This is a genomic window from Aminobacter sp. P9b (assembly GCF_045345995.1).
GTDB classification, from domain to species: domain Bacteria; phylum Pseudomonadota; class Alphaproteobacteria; order Rhizobiales; family Rhizobiaceae; genus Aminobacter; species Aminobacter niigataensis.
Window position 1 is genome coordinate 3,415,975 of sequence record NZ_CP150082.1, and the last position, 16,626, is coordinate 3,432,600.

The following is a 16,626-nucleotide window of genomic DNA, read 5'->3' on the forward strand; positions in this document are numbered from 1 at the left end:
CGCATTTGAAGGGGTCTGTCGATGAGTGGAAAAATCCGTGCCGGCATGGGCGGCTGGACGTTCGAGCCCTGGGAAGGCACCTTCTACCCCGACAAGCTGTCCAAGGCGAAACAGCTTCAGTTCGCCACCGCCCAGGTGCCGACCATCGAGGTCAACGGCACCTATTATTCCAGCTTCAAGGAGCCGACATTCCTCAAATGGGCGAACGAAGCACCCGACGGTTTCGTCTATGCGCTCAAGGGCAACCGCTTCGTCACCAACCGCCGCGTGCTCGGCGAGGCCGGCGAGTCGATGATGCGCTTCCTCGGCTCGGGTGTGGCTGCGCTTGACGACAAGCTCGGGCCGATCCTGTGGCAGTTCGCGCCGACCAAGAAGTTCGATGCCGACGACTTCGAGGCCTTCCTCAAGCTTTTGCCGGAAAAGCAGGATGGCGTGAAACTGCGCCACGCGGTCGAGGTGCGGCACGATTCCTTTGTCGTCCCCGAGTTCGCCGCCCTGGCCAGGAAGCATGATGTCGCCATCGTCTATGCCGACCATGCCAAATATCCGGCGATTGCCGACGTCACCGGCGATTTCGTCTATGCGAGGCTGCAGACCGGCAGTGACGACAACCATGACTGCTACACGCCCAAGGCCCTGGATGAATGGGCCGCGCGCGCCAAGATCTGGGCCGATGGTGGCATGCCGGCCGATCTGCCGCGCGCCGACCCCTCCACCGACGCACCAGCCAAGCCACGCGACGTGTTCGTCTACTTCATCACCGAAGGCAAGGTCCGCGCTCCCTTCGGCGCCATGGCGCTGATGAAGCGGCTGGGTGGCGGCTGATGGCGGGCGAACGGATCCCTTGCGCCCTCAGGGCGTGAAAAGGTTTTGCACGCTTCGCGTTCTTCTGAACGGCAATCGCCACGCAAAGGTCTCCTCAGTCGCGATCCTTCCACCCCCTCTGGCCTGCCGGCCATCTCCCCACAAGGAGGGAGATTGGTCGCGTCGCCGGCGGCGCTCGTCCTGCAACATCGCAAGGATAAGCCTTGCGATGTTGGCGATTCAGCTACGGCGCGGATGACGGCGTGATCTCCCCCCGGGCGGGGGAGATGGCCGGCAGGCCAGAGGGGGGCGCGAAGGATCGCTACGCGGTAGATTTGCTTAGTAGGGCCACAACCGAGCTCACTTGTCAGGAACTCTGTCACCATCCCGCGTGGATAGCCGCGCCTGTTTTTCCACGCCCTCCCAAACCTCCCGTATCCTCATCCTCGCGATCTTCCACGGGACTCCGGTGCGCACCGGGCAACGGGGGGAAGCGCCGGTGCCGGGCTGGCAGGAGGTCGGATCTCTTGCTGGGTGATGAGCCCCCAAGTCCGGGCCTTGCGGCGGCTGGCGGTGAAAGCCGAGGCGACTGAGCGGGGCAAGAACACCGGGCGGGGCGCGAATGTCGCGCCACATAATTACAATCGGAAGGCTCGGCCTCGCGCCCCGCTTCCCGAACTACCTCCCGGCAACGGGAGCGCTCTTTGACAATGGCCAGGCGCGAAAGCGAGCGTGGCGGTGAACAAGCTTGCCACCCGTGCGCCGACGTCGTCATACCGGCCGAGCGCAGCGAGAGCCGGGACGACGCGCGCGACCTGCCTTCTCCCCTTGCGGGAGAAGGTGTCGCCGAAGGCGACGGATGAGTGTGGTGTTGGAAGAAACGAGAGGTTACAGAAGAAGGCTCTGGTTGCTAAGCAATCTGAAACGTCCCGATCCGTCCTGCACCCCTCATCCGCCCTCCCGAGCCTATCGAGGGGCGGGGCACTTTTCCCGCAAGGGAGAAGGCAAGGCGCCGCTCACACACTCAACCCAGCCACCACCTCGCGCAGCGCCAGCGGCAGGTCCTCGGCAATCAGCCCCGGCCCGAACCGCCGCGCCGCCTCGGCATGCATCCAGACGGCAGCGCAGGCCGCCTCGAACGCCGGCATGGCTTGCGCCACCAGTGCTGCGACGATGCCGGACAGCACGTCACCCGAACCGGCCGTCGCCAGAAGCGGCGTGCCGTTGCTGTTGATCGCCGCCCGTCCGTCGGGCGAGGCGATCACCGTGTCGGGACCCTTGTAGACGATGACGGCATTTGCCTTGGCGGCAGCAGCCCGCGCGCGCTCGAGCTTGGACAATGACGGGTCGCCGGCGATGTCGGGAAACAGCCGGCCGAACTCGCCATGATGCGGCGTCAGCACCAGAGCCGGCGCCATCGGTCGGTTGGCGGCCTCGAAGAAGGCGGCCCGCTGGTGCGAAAGCGATGTGATGCCATCGGCATCAAGCACCAGCGCACCAAAGCGGCCGGAAGCGTGCGACATCAGCCCCAGCGCGAAGCGCCCCACCTCGGGCTCCGGGCTCAGGCCCGGACCGTAGACCAGGACAGCCGGCTTGCGGGCGTCGAGGAAGGCGATCGCGTCTTCGAGGCTATCCGAACGCCTGAGGATGATCGAGGTGAGATGCGCCGCATTGGCCGCCAGCGCAGCCCCCGGCGACAGGACCGTCACAGCGCCCGCCCCTGCCCGCGCCGCCGCCATCGCCGACAGGCGTGCCGCGCCGGTGGCCGCCACCCCGCCCGAAAAGACGCCGACATGGCCGCGGCTGTATTTGTGGGCGTCGTTGGCCAGCGAGGGAAAGAGCGGGCGCCACCATGCCGGATCGTTTTCGAGGCATCGCGTGCCTGTGGCAACGACAGTCGCATCGGAAATGCCGATGTCGGCGACGACGACTTCGCCGCAATGCGCCCGGCCGGGAAACAGCAGGTGCCCTGGCTTCTTGCGGGCGAAAGTCACTGTCATCGCCGCCTTGAAGGCGCCGCCCAACACCTCGCCCGTTGCGCCCGACACGCCCGACGGCAGGTCGACTGCCACGACGGGAACACCGGCCTCGCAAGTCCGCTCGACCGCCGCCAGCACATCGTCGCCAAGCGGCTTGGAAAGCCCGGCGCCATAAAGCGCATCGACCACCAGGGATCCCGGTTCCGGTGCGAATGCCGACAACGGCTCCACCGCCACCGGGCACTCCGCCGCCGCGAGCGCGGCATCGCTGCCGGCGCGCGGGGCTCCTGTCGCAAAAAGCCTGACAGCGACGCCGCTTTCCACCAGCAGGCGCGCCACGACATAACCGTCGCCGCCATTGTTGCCCGGTCCGCACAGCACATGGACGGGATGTGCCGACGCAAACCGCAACAGGACCAGATCGGCGACAGCGCCGCCTGCCCGCCGCATCAACCCGATGCCGTCGACCGGCCCCGCGCCGATTGTCAGCCTGTCGGCCTCGGTCATTTCGTCGGGTGTCAGCAGTTCAAACGCCATGGCGGTATCCGCAAAGTTCCAGCACCGTCCTTGAGAGTTAGCACGCCGCCACCCTTGACCGAAACAAAGATGCACCTGGCCACATCAGGTGCAAATTATGAGCACCATGCCGATTTTTTGTGCATAGATTTGCGGTGGAGGACGCTGAAATTTTGGGCGATCTTCGTGCGGCAGGTCCAAACCGGCACCGGAACCAGCGTTCTGCGGCTGCCATCCAGGCAAAGTGGTCAAACTTGTCGCAGCCACTAGACTTGGCACGCTTCGTGCTTGAGATAGGCGCGAGTGGGTGCATCACCCTGACTTACGGCAGTGGAGGCCAGTATTCGCATGAAAAAGATCGAAGCGATCATCAAGCCGTTCAAGCTCGACGAAGTGAAGGAGGCGCTCCAGGAGGCCGGCCTGCAAGGCATCACGGTCACCGAGGCCAAGGGTTTCGGCCGCCAGAAGGGCCACACCGAGCTCTACCGCGGCGCGGAATATGTCGTCGACTTCCTGCCCAAGGTGAAGATCGAGGTCGTGCTCGGCGACGAATCCGTCGAGGCCGCCATCGAGGCGATCCGCAAGGCGGCCCAGACCGGACGCATCGGCGACGGCAAGATCTTTGTCTCCAATATCGAGGAAGTCGTCCGCATCCGCACCGGCGAGACCGGCGTCGACGCCATCTGACCCTTCGAAATTTCTTCTCGTCCTAACGTCATCAGACAGGGAACCATCACATGACGACAGCCAAAGACATCATGAAGCAGATCAAGGACAACGACGTTAAGTTCGTTGACCTGCGCTTCACCGACCCCAAGGGCAAGCTCCACCACGTCACCATGGACATCGCCGAGGTCGAGGAAGACATGTTCGCCGACGGCGTCATGTTCGACGGCTCCTCCATCGCCGGCTGGAAGGCCATCAACGAATCCGACATGGTGCTGATGCCCGACATGGACACGGTCCACATGGACCCGTTCTTCGCCCAGTCGACCATGGTCATCCTCTGCGACATTCTCGACCCGGTTTCGGGCGAGGCCTACAACCGCGACCCGCGCGGCATTGCCAAGAAGGCCGAGGCTTACCTCAAGGCCGAAGGCATCGGCGACACCGTCTATGTCGGCCCGGAAGCCGAATTCTTCGTCTTCGACGACGTCAAGTACAAGGCCGATCCCTACAACACCGGATTCAAGCTCGATTCGACCGAACTGCCGTCCAACGATGACACCGACTATGAGACCGGCAACCTCGGCCACCGTCCGCGCGTCAAGGGCGGCTATTTCCCGGTCCCGCCGATCGACAGCTGCCAGGACATGCGCTCCGAGATGCTGACCGTGCTGTCCGAGATGGGCGTGCGAGTTGAAAAGCACCACCACGAGGTGGCTGCCGCCCAGCACGAGCTCGGCATCAAGTTCGACACGCTGGTCCGCAACGCCGACAAGATGCTGATCTACAAGTATGTCGTGCACCAGGTCGCCAACGCCTACGGCAAGACGGCCACCTTCATGCCGAAGCCGATCTTCGGCGACAACGGCTCGGGCATGCACGTCCACCTGTCGATCTGGAAGGGTGGCAAGCCGACCTTCGCGGGCAACGAATATGCAGGCCTGTCGGAAAACTGCCTCTATTTCATCGGCGGCGTCATCAAGCACGCCAAGGCGATCAATGCCTTCACCAATCCGCTGACCAACTCCTACAAGCGCCTGGTCCCGGGCTATGAGGCCCCGGTCCTGCTCGCCTACTCCGCGCGCAACCGCTCGGCTTCCTGCCGCATCCCGTTCGGCAACTCGCCGAAGTCCAAGCGCGTCGAGGTCCGCTTCCCCGATCCGGGCGCGAACCCCTACCTCTGCTTCGCGGCGCTGCTGATGGCCGGCCTCGACGGCATCAAGAACAAGATCCACCCCGGCCAGCCGATGGACAAGGATCTCTATGACCTGCCGGCGAAGGAACTCAAGAAGATCCCGACCGTCTGCGGCAGCCTGCGCGAAGCGCTCCAGAGCCTCGACAAGGACCGCGGCTTCCTCAAGGCCGGCGGCGTCTTCGACGACGACCAGATCGACAGCTTCATCGAGCTGAAGATGGCCGAGGTCATGCGCTTCGAAATGACCCCGCACCCGGTCGAGTACGACATGTACTACTCGGTCTAAGACCCGAAAAACAAAGAAAAAAGCCCCGGAGCGATCCGGGGCTTTTTTTGTTTGGCGGCGTAGCAATCTGGCGATTGCCCGACCGCTGTGGAGGATGCGCGGCCAAACGATGCGTCAGATGCTTTTGGCGCCCATCTGTTCGGCGATGTAGTCGGCCTGGCGGATGGCCAGCGACACGATGGTGAGCGTCGGGTTCTCCGCCGCACCGGTGGTAAACTGGCTGCCGTCGGACACGAACAGGTTCTTGATGTCGTGGGTCTGGCCCCATTTGTTGACCACGCCGTCGGATGCCTTTTCGCTCATGCGGTTGGTGCCGAGATTGTGCGTCGACGGATAGGGCGGCGTCGGGAACGAGCGGGTGGCCCCGACGGCATCGTACATCGCCATGCCCTGCTTGTACGCGTGGTTGCGCATGGCGACATCGTTGGGATGGTCGGTGAACCAGACATCGGGTATCGGCATGCCGTACTTGTCCTTCAGCTCGCCGTGCAGCTTTACCGCGTTCTGCTCCTGCGGCATGTCCTCACCGACGATCCACATGCCCGCCATCTTGTCGTAGTGGTCGAGCGCGGTGGTGAACGAACGGCCCCAGCCGCCGGGATCGAGGAATGCCGCCATGAACGGCAGTCCAAGCGCCAGCGTCTCAAGCTCGTAGCCGCCGACGAAACCGCGTGACGGATCGTGCTTGGCTTCGTCCCGGACGATGCCGGCCATGGTGGTGCCGCGCCAGAAGTGCACCGGCTTGTCGAAGATCGCGTAGACCGACCCGGTGGTATGGCGCATGTAGTTCTTGCCCACCTGCCCCGACGAATTGGCCAGCCCATCCGGGAACTTCGACGAGGCGGAGTTCAACAGCAACCGCGGGCTTTCGATGGAATTGCCGGCGACGCAGACGATCCGCGCCTTCTGGCTCTGCATCTTTCCGTCCTTGTCGGCGTAGACGACGCTGGTCACCTTGCCGCTGTCGTCATGCTCGATCTTGAGCACGTGGCTGCTGGGCCTGACCTCCAGCTTGCCGGTCGCCTCGCCCTTGGGGATTTCAGTGTAGAGGGTCGACCATTTGGCACCCCATTTGCAGCCCTGGAAGCAGAAGCCGGTCTGCTGGCAGCCCATGCGGCCGTCGCGATCCGCCGAATTGATCGCCATGTTGCCGGTGTGGCATTCCTTGTAGCCGAGCTTGTCGGCACCGGCCTTGAACACCTTGAAATTGTTGTTGCCGGGCAGGCCCTCAATGTCGTTGGTGCGGGTCACACCCATCTTGTCCTCGGCCTTGGCGTAATACGGCTCGAGGTCTGCGAGCGTGATCGGCCAGTCGAGCAGGTTCGCCCCTTCGACCTTGCCGTAGTTGGTCAACGTCTTGAACTCATGCTCCTGGATGCGCAGAGATGCGCCGGCCCAGTGCGTGGTCGTTCCGCCGACCGCCTTGACGATCCAGGCAGGCAGATTGGGAAAGTCCTTGTGGACCCGCCAGCCGCCGCCGGTCGTGCGGTTGTCGAGCCAGGCAAGCTGGCCAAACGAGTCCCACTCGTCGTTGACGAAGTCCTCATATTCGATGCGCGGGCCGGCTTCGAGAATGACGACGTCGATGCCCTTCTGGGCGAGTTCGTTGCCGAGCGTGCCGCCACCGGCTCCGGAGCCGATGATGACGACGACGCTATCGTCGTTGAGACCGTAAGGTGCAGGCATGTTTTCCTCCCGGGGAATGCTGAAAAGGCTGGATTCGCGACAGGGGCCCGATCAGAGCCACTCGATGTCGTCGAAGCCGCGCGCGATGTATCCGCCCTTGGAGTAGGACTCGCCCTCGTAACCGAAGATCGGCCACACCTCCTTCTGGTTGTAGAGGCCGACGACAAGCCCGCCGCGGATCGCCTGGAAAAATGGCGTGTCCTCGATCTGCCGGAGGATGGCCACTCGCTCGTCCTCCCAGCCAAGGCCGGTATATCCGCCCGCACCCGATTTCTGGTCGAGATCGGCAATGCCCTTCTCGATGAGGTCCTTGTGCGCCGCATCCTTGCCCGCCTGCTCGTCGTGGCTCTTGATTGCGATGGCGTAGAACTTGTCCGGCACCTGATCGTGCGGATAGACGTCGCGAGCCATCTGGATCAGCGTTGCCAGCGTTTCCGGCTTCAATGCCGTGCTCTCGAGCCCCCATGCTTCGCCCGCGCTGAGCACGGCTGAGCCGCTGATGATAAGCAGCGCGCCAGCAGCACTACCGCGCTTGAGCAGTTCGCGCCGCGACAGGCCGGACTTGCCTTGATAGATCGTCACCATGATTTTCCTCCCTTGCTTGCTATGCGCCGACGGCGCTTGGCTGGTGCGGCGCTCTCCCTCGCCGCGTATGCTTCACTTGAACCGGCCTCCCCGCTGCAAAACCTCGATCTTGTAGCCGTCGGGGTCTTCGATGAAGAAGAAGCGGGCGAGCGGCTTGCCGCCCGGCGCGAAGTCGACGATGTCCTTGGGGGTCAGACCGGCCGCAACGAACCGCCGGTGCGTGGCTTCCAGGTCGTCCACCGACACGGCCAAATGACCGTAACCGTCGCCCAAGACGTAGGGCTCGGTCCGGCCCCTGTTGACGGTCAGCTCGACCTCGAATTCGGTTTCCGGGTTGCTGAGATAGATCAGGGTGAACGTCTCGAAATCGAGCCGGTCGGCAATTTCGAGGCCGAAGGCCGTGCGATAGAACGATACCGAACGCGTCTCATCGAGCACGCGCACCATGGAATGTATTGCCTTCGCCATTCGTCCTCCTGGCAGTTAGAAGCAGGAGGATTATGAAATCCGCGCAGCCCCAAGTGGTGGCAGCCCGTTACCACGCGTGCTGGAGCATAGTTTGCTACGCAGGGGCGAAAGCATGGTTGCGATGACGTGCCGTTGGGCCGATGATGGCATCCGACAGCCAGCGCCGGTGCCGCACGCCGGGGCAAGCCATCGGGAGGATTGATATGTGCAGGGTATTTGCCGGACAGGATCCGAAGGGCTATCACCAGATCAACCGGTCGATCCGGATCGCCGGCCATTCGACCAGCATCCAGCTTGAAGCCACTTTCTGGGACCTTCTCGACGAAATCGCGTCCTCGCAGGGACTGACGACGCCGAAATTCATCTCGAAGCTCTATGACGAGGCGATCGAGATCAACGGAGCGATCCCGAACTTCGCATCCATGCTGCGCACCACATGCGCGCTCTATCTGCGCGGCCACAAGCCCGGCGCCGACGAGATCGAGGCCCTGAAGCGCTACGCTGCATAGACCGACACCCAGCCGCTTGGCTGACCTGATCACGAAAAGAAAAACCCCGGGCTGAAACCCGGGGTTTTTCTTTTCGACGCTGCCTAATGTTTAAGCAGCAGCCTTGGTCTCTACGCTGGTCGGCACCGAGCTGATGGTCTTCAGGATCTGCGAGGCGATCTGGTAGGGGTCGCCCTGCGAGTTCGGACGGCGGTCTTCGAGATAGCCGCGATAGCCGTCACGGACAAAGCTGTGCGGCACGCGCACCGAAGCGCCGCGGTCGGCAACACCCCAGGTGAACACGTCGATCGACGCCGTCTCGTGCTTGCCGGTCAGGCGCAGGTGGTTGTCCGGGCCATAGACAGCGATGTGATCTTCGCGGGCTTCGCCGAACGCATCCATCAGCGCCTCGAAATAGGCCTTGCCGCCGACTTCGCGCAGGTGGGCGGTCGAGAAGTTTGCGTGCATGCCCGAGCCGTTCCAGTCGGTATCGCCCAGCGGCTTGCAGTGATACTCGATGTCGATGCCGTATTTTTCGGTCAGGCGCTGCAGCAGGTAGCGAGCGAGCCACATCTCGTCGGCCGCCTTCTTCGAGCCCTTGCCGAAGATCTGGAATTCCCACTGGCCCTTGGCCACCTCGGCGTTGATGCCTTCGTGGTTGATGCCGGCGTCAAGGCAAAGGTCGAGATGCTCTTCGACGATCTGGCGGGCGATATCGCCGACGGCCTGGTAGCCGACGCCGGTGTAGTACGGGCCCTGCGGTGCTGGGAAGCCTGTTTCGGGGAAACCGAGTGGACGACCGTTCTTGTAGAAGAAATATTCCTGCTCGAAGCCGAACCAGGCACCATCGTCGTCGAGGACCGTCGCACGGGTGTTCGACGGATGCGGCGTGACGCCATCCGGCATCATGACTTCGCACATGACGAGCGCGCCGTTCTTGCGGGCCGGATCGGGATAGACGGCGACCGGCTTGAGCACGCAGTCGGAGCTCTTGCCTTCGGCCTGCTTGGTCGAGCTGCCGTCGAAACCCCAGAGCGGAAGCTGCTCGAGCTTCGGGAACTCCGCGAATTCCTTGACCTGGGTCTTGCCACGGAGATTGGCCGCCGGCGTGTAACCATCCAGCCAGATGTACTCAAGCTTGTACTTCGTCATGCTATCCTCTCGGTGTCGTGCCTGCCAGCCATTGGCGGCCAGCGTGTCGCAAGAGAAGAAGCAAGCCTCGTGCCAACTCGAAAAAAGCAGGATCCGCGCTGGTGCCGAAGGTCGAGGAAAAAGCCGATGCTCAAAAAACAGGCAAACTAGGGCAGCAACGCTGACATTCTGCCCAAGACTCGGGCGCAACCCGCCCGGTTGTGCAAGACGGGGTCAGCCGGCCTTCAGAGCCTCAAGCAGCGCCACCGCCGAAACCATGTCGCGCTTGCGATTGGCGCGGCGGGCAATGGCCTCGGAATCCTGGCCCCAATGCTCGACCTGCCAGTCTTCGTCGACATGGGCGGCGGCCCATGCCGCCTCGACGTCCAGTTCGCCGGTTTCGACAGCCAGCGCCAGGAGCGCCGAACCGGTCAGCGTGGTCATCAGATGGAGTGCCGCCAGCCGCATCGGCTCGGCGCGCTGCGACAGGTGGACGCCAAGGGCGGCAATGGCCGCGCGCGGCTGCTCGACATGCATGACGCCCTCGGCCAGAACGAAATGCGCACTGAGCGACGCACGCGCCCAGTCCAGCACCGGATCCCACGCCTCGGACTGGCGCTCGACCAGTTTTTCCGGGCTGTCGGCGCGGTAGCAAAGCAGATCCGACGACGAAAAGCGCAGGATGTCCTCGAGCACGGCCTGCGGGTCGGTAACAACACCGTCGATCGCCGTGTTGACCAGGCGCAGCACCGGCATGGTGAATGGGTTTATGCTCTCGACCTGGGCAGCAAATTCGTCGGCGACCAGTTGCGCGGCTGCCTCCGTCGGCAATGCAAGCAGCGCCCTGCCCGGCGTGCGCACCGGCTTGCCGTCGAGCTGGACGGCATAACCACCGTCGACGGCGGCAACCGAAGTCGTTTCGTAGAACCGCTTGGGCAGTTGCCGGCGCATCGTGCTTTGCGCGCGGCGGATCGGATCGGGATCGGACAGCAAGTCGCCGGTTTCAAGGTCGCTCAGGATGTCACGCATGAGTTCTTCCTATCAGTCGCAAAGGGCAATCAGTCGATGAGGGCGAGCAAATCGCCGGGCTTGGCCAGCACAGTCTCGGCACCGGTCGCCAGCAAGCCTTCGCGGTCATGGTAGCCCCAGGACACACCTATCGCGCGTGCACCGGCACTTCTGGCCATCTGCATGTCATAAATGGCGTCGCCAACCACGAAAGTCGAGGCCGGATCGATGCCGGTTTCGGCGCAGCACTCCAGCACCATGGCGGGATGCGGCTTGGAGGGGCAGTCGTCGGCGGTGCGGATGGTAACGAAATGGCGCCCTAAACCATAGGTTTCCAGCACACGCTGCACGCCGCGGCGCGACTTGCCGGTGACCATGCCGATCAGCACGTCGTCGCGCCTGGCGAGCACGTCGATCAGTTCGGCGATGCCGTCATAGAGCGGCTCATGGAAAGTCGAGGGCGCGCGCGAGGCGGTGAAATGCGCCTTGTAGCGCTCGGCCAGACGGCCGCACTCGGCATCGAGCGGACGGTCTAGCAACCTCGCAATGGCAAGATCGAGCGTCAGGCCGATGATGCCCTTGGTAGCTTCCAGCGGCGGCGCCGCAAGGCCGGCCTCGCGAAACGTCGCAACCATCGTGGCTTGGATGAGGTCGGCGCTGTCGACCAGCGTGCCGTCGCAATCGAACAGCACCAGCTTCAACGCGCCCGCAGCGCTGTCGCGCGACGAGGCTGCCGTCACGCCGGCTCCCCGCTTTCATCATCGAAACCGATGAGGTTCCAGCTCTGGCGCATATGCGGCGGCATCGGCGCGGTGACGTCGATCACGCCATGGTCTGGGTGCGGAATGACGATGCGGCGCGCATGCAGATGCAGCTTGTTCTGCAGGCCGCCGGGAAATTCCCAGTTGGTGTCGTGTTCGAAATATTTCGGATCGCCGATGATCGGGCAGCCGATAAAGGCAGCGTGCACGCGCAGCTGGTGCGTGCGGCCGGTATAGGGCTCCATCTCCAGCCAGGTCATGGTCTGGGCGGCCTGCTCCAGCACGCGGTAGTAGGAAACCGCATGATCGGCACCCTTTTCGCCATGCTTGGCGACGCGCATGCGGTCGCCGTCGGGCGTCTGTTCCTTGATCAGCCAGGTCGAGATCTTGTCTTCGCGCTTGGGCGGTGCGCCCTTGACCAGGGCCCAGTAGGTCTTCTTGGTTTCGCGGGCACGGAAAGCCTCGGCGAGCTTCATCGCCGCCAGGCGCGTGCGCGCCACGACCAGCACGCCCGAGGTGTCGCGGTCGAGCCGGTGCACCAGGCGCGGCTTTTCGCCCTTCTTGTTGCGCCAGGCCTCGAGCATGTCGTCGAGATGGCGCACGATGCCCGAACCGCCCTGAACGGCGAGACCGGCCGGCTTGTTGAAGACGAAGACCTTGGAGTCTTCGTAGATCAGCATCTTGGCCAGCACGTCGCCATCGTCCTGATCGCGCATGGTGCGGGCGGTCAGTGGGCCGTCGTTCTTCTTGTCGACCTCGAGCGGCGGGATGCGGATCACCTGGCCCGGCTCGACGCGCGTGTCGGCCTTGACGCGGCCGCCATCGACCCGGATCTGGCCCGAGCGCAGCAGTTTCTGCAGGTGGCCGAAGCCGAGCCCCGGATAGTGGGACTTGAACCAGCGGTCGAGCCTCATGCCCGTTTCGCCGGCTTCCACCGTGATCTGTTCAACGCCTGCCATTGTTCAATTGTCCTTTTCGAAGCGGCCCAATAGCATCAGCCGATGCTTCTTGCGAGCCACATTCCCAGGAACAGGGCCAGGATGGCGCATATGACGCTGGCAAAGGCATAGCCGAAGGCCGGCAAAGTCGATCCGCGCTCCCACAAGGTGGCAAAATCCAGCGAGAACGCCGAAAAGGTGGTGAAGCCGCCCAAAATACCCGTGGCAACGAACAAGCGCAGTTCGTTCGATGTCCCGGTGCGGCGGGCGAGCCAGCCGATGAACAGGCCCATGGCAAACGAACCCACAATGTTGATCGCCAACGTGCCCCAGGGAAAATTCGACCCCGCCAGCCTGAGTGCTACGAGATTGGCCAGATGGCGAAGCGATGCGCCGATGGCGCCGCCGACTGCAACGAGCGATAGATGAAGCATGGGCATGTCCTGCCTGCGTCCGGATTTCTGGTCATTAGCACAGCTCCCGAGCGCCACAGGCACGATGGCCGCCGGCGCAAAGGATTAGGCTGTGGACAAGGCCGGCGTGCTGCACGCCATTGTTGGGATAAGGAAAGGCGGGCTATAGCATCGCGCCATGCAACCTTCCAAAGATATCTCCCGCCTGATCGAGATCATGGCTGCCCTGCGCGAGCCCGAAACCGGCTGTCCCTGGGACATCGAGCAGAACTTCGCGACCATTGCGCCCTACACGATCGAGGAAGCCTACGAGGTCGCCGACGCGATCTCGCGCAATGACATCGACCATCTGCGCGAGGAACTCGGCGATCTGCTCCTGCAGGTCGTCTATCACGCCCAGATGGCCGAGGAAGCGGGCGAGTTTGCCTTCGGCGACGTGGTCGAAGCCATTACCACCAAGATGATCCGCAGGCATCCGCATGTCTTCGGCGACGCCAAGGCGCGCGAGGCGCGTTCGGCGAAGGGCATGTGGGAGAAGATCAAGGCCGAAGAGAAGGCCGAGCGGCGCGCGGCGCGCATCGCCCGCGGGCTTGACCCTGAAGATCACGGCCACGGCTTTCTCGACGGAGTGCCGGTGGCGCTGCCAGCACTTACCCGTGCGCTCAAACTGCAGGAGAAGGCGGCGCGCGTCGGCTTCGACTGGGGCGAGGCAGCACCCATCCTCGACAAGATGGAAGAAGAGATCGGCGAGTTGCGCGAGGCCATGGCCAACGGCGATCAGGCGGCGGTCAAGGACGAGTTCGGCGACATGCTGTTTGCGCTGGTCAATCTCGGCCGCCACCTGCAGCTCGATTCCGAGGCTGCGTTGTCAGGAACCAACGACAAGTTCCGCAAGCGGTTCCACTACGTCGAAAAGTCGCTCAACGATGCTGGCCACAGCCTGGAGGCGGCAACGCTCGACGAGATGGAAGCCTTGTGGCAACAGGCAAAGAGCGCGAAATAACGCGCCCTAGCCTTTGTTTTTGCGTAGTATTCTCGCCGCGATCTCGTCGCGCGCCGAAGCGGTTGCCTTGAGCGTCATCGACACGCTGCCATCGTCATTGTCGGTGCGCGAAACCACGTCGCCATTGCGATAGAGCCAATCGATCTGGCCAAGCTGGCTGGGTTCCAGCGTGACGTCGATCGATTCGAGCTCGCCCGAGACGCGCTGCTCGATCAAGCCGGCAAGTGCAAGGATGCCCTCGCCGGTGATTGCCGAGATCGCGATCGGCGGCAGCTTGCGGCCATCGGAGCCGTCGGAAAGCAGGCGCTCGCGATTGCCCTCGTCGAGCTGGTCGATCTTGTTCCAGACTTCGACCACCCGGTCGGTATCCGCCGCATCGACGCCAAGATCGGCAAGGATGCGTTCGACATCCTCGGCCTGGGCCGCGGTATCCGGATCGGAAATATCCCTGAGATGAATGACGAGGTCGGCTTCGACCACTTCTTCCAGCGTCGCCCGGAAGGCGGCGATCAGGTGCGTCGGCAGGTCGGAGATGAAACCGACGGTGTCGGACAGGATGATCGGCGTGCCGTGCGGCAGCCGCACCCGGCGCAACGTCGGATCAAGCGTGGCAAACAGCATGTCCTCGGCCAGCACGCTGGCGCCAGTCAGCCGGTTGAACAGCGTCGACTTGCCGGCGTTGGTGTAGCCGACGATGGCGACGACCGGAAACGGCACCTTGCGGCGCTTGGCGCGGTGCAGGTCACGTGTGCGGACCACCGTCTCCAGCTCGCGCTTGAGCTTGATGATCTTTTCCTGGAGCGCGCGCCTGTCGGATTCGATCTGCGTTTCACCCGGACCGCCGAGGAAGCCCGCACCGCCGCGCTGGCGCTCGAGGTGGGTCCAGCTGCGAACCAGCCTGCCCTTCTGGTAGTTGAGATGGGCAAGCTCGACCTGCAGCGTGCCTTCCTTGGTGCGCGCCCGGCGCCCGAAGATTTCGAGGATCAGCCCGGTGCGGTCGAGCACCTTGGCGTTCATCTCTTTTTCGAGGTTGCGCTGTTGCACCGGCGTCAGCGGATGGTCGACGATGACCAGTTCCGCGCCGCGCTCCTTCACGATCTCAGCGAACTCCTCGACCTTACCGGTGCCCAGCAGAGTTGCCGGGCGCGGGTCGTTGAGCGTGACGATCGCGGTATGAACGGGTTCGAGATCGATGGCCCGGGCGAGCCCCACGGCTTCGTCGTGGCGGGCGTCGGCCGAACGCTGCAGCCGCGGACGTGCGCTGTCGTCGTCACTCTTGGGCTGGCGCGTCAGCACCGGCACGATGACGACCGCGCGCGTGGGGGCTTTGTCGCCCCCTATCGATTCGGGTCCATTGCTGGCACCGGCCTTGGCGCCGGCGTTCCTTTCGCGTGCCAATCAGCCGCCCTGGCTTTCCTCGCCATCGAACATCTGAACCGGCTGGCTCGGCATGATCGTGGAGATGGCATGCTTGTAGACGAGCTGGGAATGCCCGTCACGGCGCAACAAAACACAGAAATTGTCGAAGGAAGTAACGACTCCGGTCAATTTCACGCCGTTAATAAGGAAAATGGTGAGTGGGTTTTTGCTCTTGCGAACTGAATTCAGGAAAAGGTCCTGAAGATTCTGCGATCGTTCCGCCATTGTTTTTTTCTTTCGCCGATCCCTGTCTGCTGCCAATGCGCCAAATTACCGGGCTCATGTCAAGCGAGCAAACACCCCTTGCCACATCGCGCGGCAAGCTGAACGAGATGAATTTAACCATTTACGCCCAAGCGGTTATCAGGCTTGGATTTTTTCCGCAACGTCAAAAAAGGCTTCGCGCAGGGAAAGCGCCACCGATCCGGGGTGTCCATTGGCGACGGGCTGGCCGTCGATGGCGACAATCGGCATGACGAGTGTGGTCGCAGCCGTGATGAACGCTTCGCGCGCTGCCTTGGCTTCCTCGACGGTAAAACCGCGTTCCTCGACCGTCAGCCCGAGCTTCTCGGCGACCTTGAACAGCGTGGCCCGGGTGATGCCGCGCAGGATGCCGTGGTCGGCCGGGCGCGTGACCAGCACACCGTCCCTGGTGACGATCCAGGCGTTGGTGGCTGCTCCTTCCTTGACCGTGCCGTCCGGATCGACGAACCATGCCTCCTGGGCGCCGGCTTCCTTGGCCTGCTGGCGCGCCAGGACATTGGGCAGAAGACCGACAGTCTTGATGTCGACGCGCTCCCAGCGGTTTTCCGGCACGGTGATGACCTTGAGCCCTGCCCCGGCCTTCTTGGCCGCCGCCACGGGGTCGGTGCGCTTGGCGGTCACCACCAGTGCGGGACGCGTGCCGTTTGCCGGAAAGACGTGATCACGCGGCGCCACGCCGCGCGTCACCTGGAGGTAGACCATGCCATTGTGGACGCGGTTGCGGCGGATGACCTCACGCATGACATGCACGAGCACGGCGCGGTTGAGCGGCCAGTCGATCCTGAGTTCAGACAGCGAGCGGCCGAGCCGGTCGAGGTGGCCTACGCTGTCGACGATGAAGCCGCGCGCCACCTCGCAAACCTCGTAGACGCCGTCGGCGAACTGGTAGCCGCGGTCCTCGATATGCACGGAGGCATCTGAATGGGCGACGTAGCGGCCGTTGACGTAAGCGATGCGCGGCATGGTTTTCGTGACCCTCGGAATTTTACGGAGTTCTAGTCGATCTGCGACGGGCG

At 63.5% G+C, this 16,626-nt stretch carries 17 protein-coding genes; 5 read left to right on the forward strand and 12 right to left on the reverse strand.

From position 1 onward, the window contains the following. Positions 1-15 precede the first annotated feature (15 nt). Positions 16-825: a DUF72 domain-containing protein gene (locus WHT83_RS16810; protein WP_406873998.1), complete on the forward strand. Its 810-nt coding sequence runs from the start codon at positions 16-18 to the stop codon at positions 823-825. Positions 826-1,820: 995 nt separating this feature from the next. Here WHT83_RS16810 and WHT83_RS16815 read toward each other — a convergent pair. Beyond that, entirely contained in the window at positions 1,821-3,320 is a 1,500-nt protein-coding gene (locus WHT83_RS16815; protein ID WP_406871814.1) for an NAD(P)H-hydrate dehydratase, read from the reverse strand. A gap of 327 nt (positions 3,321-3,647) precedes the next feature. Between WHT83_RS16815 and WHT83_RS16820 the strand changes: the two genes are divergently transcribed. Together WHT83_RS16820 and glnA are read left to right on the forward strand one after the other, a co-directional pair. Next, positions 3,648-3,986, forward strand: a complete 339-nt coding sequence (locus WHT83_RS16820; protein WP_055976860.1) for a P-II family nitrogen regulator — start codon at positions 3,648-3,650, stop codon at positions 3,984-3,986. A gap of 50 nt (positions 3,987-4,036) precedes the next feature. Continuing rightward, positions 4,037-5,446, forward strand: a complete 1,410-nt coding sequence (glnA, locus tag WHT83_RS16825) for a type I glutamate--ammonia ligase (RefSeq protein ID WP_108608052.1) — start codon at positions 4,037-4,039, stop codon at positions 5,444-5,446. A 114-nt stretch (positions 5,447-5,560) separates the two neighbouring features. Here the strand turns inward: glnA and WHT83_RS16830 are convergent, their stop codons facing one another. The 3 genes from WHT83_RS16830 to WHT83_RS16840 all read right to left on the reverse strand — a co-directional run bounded on the left by WHT83_RS16830 (position 5,561) and on the right by WHT83_RS16840 (position 8,185). After that, on the reverse strand, positions 5,561-7,132 hold the full coding sequence (locus WHT83_RS16830) for a GMC family oxidoreductase (RefSeq protein WP_406871815.1): 1,572 nt from the start codon (positions 7,130-7,132) through the stop codon (positions 5,561-5,563). Between the two features lie 51 nt (positions 7,133-7,183). After that, entirely contained in the window at positions 7,184-7,717 is a 534-nt protein-coding gene (locus WHT83_RS16835) for a Twin-arginine translocation pathway signal (RefSeq protein WP_108608050.1), read from the reverse strand. A 72-nt stretch (positions 7,718-7,789) separates the two neighbouring features. Next, positions 7,790-8,185, reverse strand: coding sequence for a VOC family protein (locus WHT83_RS16840; RefSeq protein WP_406871816.1), 396 nt, complete (start codon positions 8,183-8,185; stop codon positions 7,790-7,792). 203 nt (positions 8,186-8,388) lie between these two features. Between WHT83_RS16840 and WHT83_RS16845 the strand changes: the two genes are divergently transcribed. Continuing rightward, positions 8,389-8,694 carry a ribbon-helix-helix domain-containing protein gene (locus WHT83_RS16845; RefSeq protein WP_108608048.1) on the forward strand — a complete coding sequence of 102 codons (306 nt, stop codon included), beginning with the start codon at positions 8,389-8,391 and terminating at the stop codon, positions 8,692-8,694. 90 nt (positions 8,695-8,784) lie between these two features. On the opposite strand, the gene WHT83_RS16850 is transcribed toward WHT83_RS16845, so the two are convergent. The 5 genes from WHT83_RS16850 to crcB form a co-directional block, all read right to left on the reverse strand. Further along, positions 8,785-9,825, reverse strand: a complete 1,041-nt coding sequence (locus WHT83_RS16850) for a glutamine synthetase beta-grasp domain-containing protein (RefSeq protein ID WP_183260971.1) — start codon at positions 9,823-9,825, stop codon at positions 8,785-8,787. A 213-nt stretch (positions 9,826-10,038) separates the two neighbouring features. After that, positions 10,039-10,833 (reverse strand): ATP12 family chaperone protein, encoded by a 795-nt coding sequence (locus tag WHT83_RS16855; protein ID WP_406871817.1) that lies wholly within the window; start codon positions 10,831-10,833, stop codon positions 10,039-10,041. A 29-nt stretch (positions 10,834-10,862) separates the two neighbouring features. Next, positions 10,863-11,513 (reverse strand): HAD-IA family hydrolase, encoded by a 651-nt coding sequence (locus tag WHT83_RS16860; protein ID WP_406873999.1) that lies wholly within the window; start codon positions 11,511-11,513, stop codon positions 10,863-10,865. A 35-nt stretch (positions 11,514-11,548) separates the two neighbouring features. Then, positions 11,549-12,532 carry an RluA family pseudouridine synthase gene (locus tag WHT83_RS16865; protein WP_108608046.1) on the reverse strand — a complete coding sequence of 328 codons (984 nt, stop codon included), beginning with the start codon at positions 12,530-12,532 and terminating at the stop codon, positions 11,549-11,551. A 35-nt stretch (positions 12,533-12,567) separates the two neighbouring features. Next, positions 12,568-12,945 carry a fluoride efflux transporter CrcB gene (crcB, locus tag WHT83_RS16870; RefSeq protein WP_108609885.1) on the reverse strand — a complete coding sequence of 126 codons (378 nt, stop codon included), beginning with the start codon at positions 12,943-12,945 and terminating at the stop codon, positions 12,568-12,570. A gap of 157 nt (positions 12,946-13,102) precedes the next feature. Between crcB and mazG the strand changes: the two genes are divergently transcribed. Further along, positions 13,103-13,927, forward strand: coding sequence for a nucleoside triphosphate pyrophosphohydrolase (gene mazG, locus WHT83_RS16875; protein ID WP_406871818.1), 825 nt, complete (start codon positions 13,103-13,105; stop codon positions 13,925-13,927). Between the two features lie 6 nt (positions 13,928-13,933). Here mazG and hflX read toward each other — a convergent pair whose 3' ends face one another. The 3 genes from hflX to WHT83_RS16890 form a co-directional block, all read right to left on the reverse strand. Next, positions 13,934-15,268 carry a GTPase HflX gene (gene hflX, locus WHT83_RS16880; protein ID WP_406874000.1) on the reverse strand — a complete coding sequence of 445 codons (1,335 nt, stop codon included), beginning with the start codon at positions 15,266-15,268 and terminating at the stop codon, positions 13,934-13,936. A 57-nt stretch (positions 15,269-15,325) separates the two neighbouring features. Beyond that, positions 15,326-15,571, reverse strand: coding sequence for an RNA chaperone Hfq (gene hfq / locus WHT83_RS16885; protein ID WP_018428055.1), 246 nt, complete (start codon positions 15,569-15,571; stop codon positions 15,326-15,328). 138 nt (positions 15,572-15,709) lie between these two features. Then, positions 15,710-16,573 carry a D-amino-acid transaminase gene (locus WHT83_RS16890; RefSeq protein ID WP_108608043.1) on the reverse strand — a complete coding sequence of 288 codons (864 nt, stop codon included), beginning with the start codon at positions 16,571-16,573 and terminating at the stop codon, positions 15,710-15,712. Between the last annotated feature and the right edge of the window lie 53 nt (positions 16,574-16,626).

Coding starts and splice junctions, on each gene's coding strand:
- WHT83_RS16815 (WP_406871814.1), bottom strand. CDS start 3,320: ATGGCGTTTGAACTGCTGACACCCGACGAAATGACCGAGGCCGACAGG.
- WHT83_RS16820 (WP_055976860.1), top strand. CDS start 3,648: ATGAAAAAGATCGAAGCGATCATCAAGCCGTTCAAGCTCGACGAAGTG.
- glnA (WP_108608052.1), top strand. CDS start 4,037: ATGACGACAGCCAAAGACATCATGAAGCAGATCAAGGACAACGACGTT.
- WHT83_RS16830 (WP_406871815.1), bottom strand. CDS start 7,132: ATGCCTGCACCTTACGGTCTCAACGACGATAGCGTCGTCGTCATCATC.
- WHT83_RS16835 (WP_108608050.1), bottom strand. CDS start 7,717: ATGGTGACGATCTATCAAGGCAAGTCCGGCCTGTCGCGGCGCGAACTG.
- WHT83_RS16840 (WP_406871816.1), bottom strand. CDS start 8,185: ATGGCGAAGGCAATACATTCCATGGTGCGCGTGCTCGATGAGACGCGT.
- WHT83_RS16845 (WP_108608048.1), top strand. CDS start 8,389: ATGTGCAGGGTATTTGCCGGACAGGATCCGAAGGGCTATCACCAGATC.
- WHT83_RS16850 (WP_183260971.1), bottom strand. CDS start 9,825: ATGACGAAGTACAAGCTTGAGTACATCTGGCTGGATGGTTACACGCCG.
- WHT83_RS16855 (WP_406871817.1), bottom strand. CDS start 10,833: ATGCGTGACATCCTGAGCGACCTTGAAACCGGCGACTTGCTGTCCGAT.
- WHT83_RS16865 (WP_108608046.1), bottom strand. CDS start 12,532: ATGGCAGGCGTTGAACAGATCACGGTGGAAGCCGGCGAAACGGGCATG.
- crcB (WP_108609885.1), bottom strand. CDS start 12,945: ATGCTTCATCTATCGCTCGTTGCAGTCGGCGGCGCCATCGGCGCATCG.
- mazG (WP_406871818.1), top strand. CDS start 13,103: ATGCAACCTTCCAAAGATATCTCCCGCCTGATCGAGATCATGGCTGCC.
- hfq (WP_018428055.1), bottom strand. CDS start 15,571: ATGGCGGAACGATCGCAGAATCTTCAGGACCTTTTCCTGAATTCAGTT.
- WHT83_RS16890 (WP_108608043.1), bottom strand. CDS start 16,573: ATGCCGCGCATCGCTTACGTCAACGGCCGCTACGTCGCCCATTCAGAT.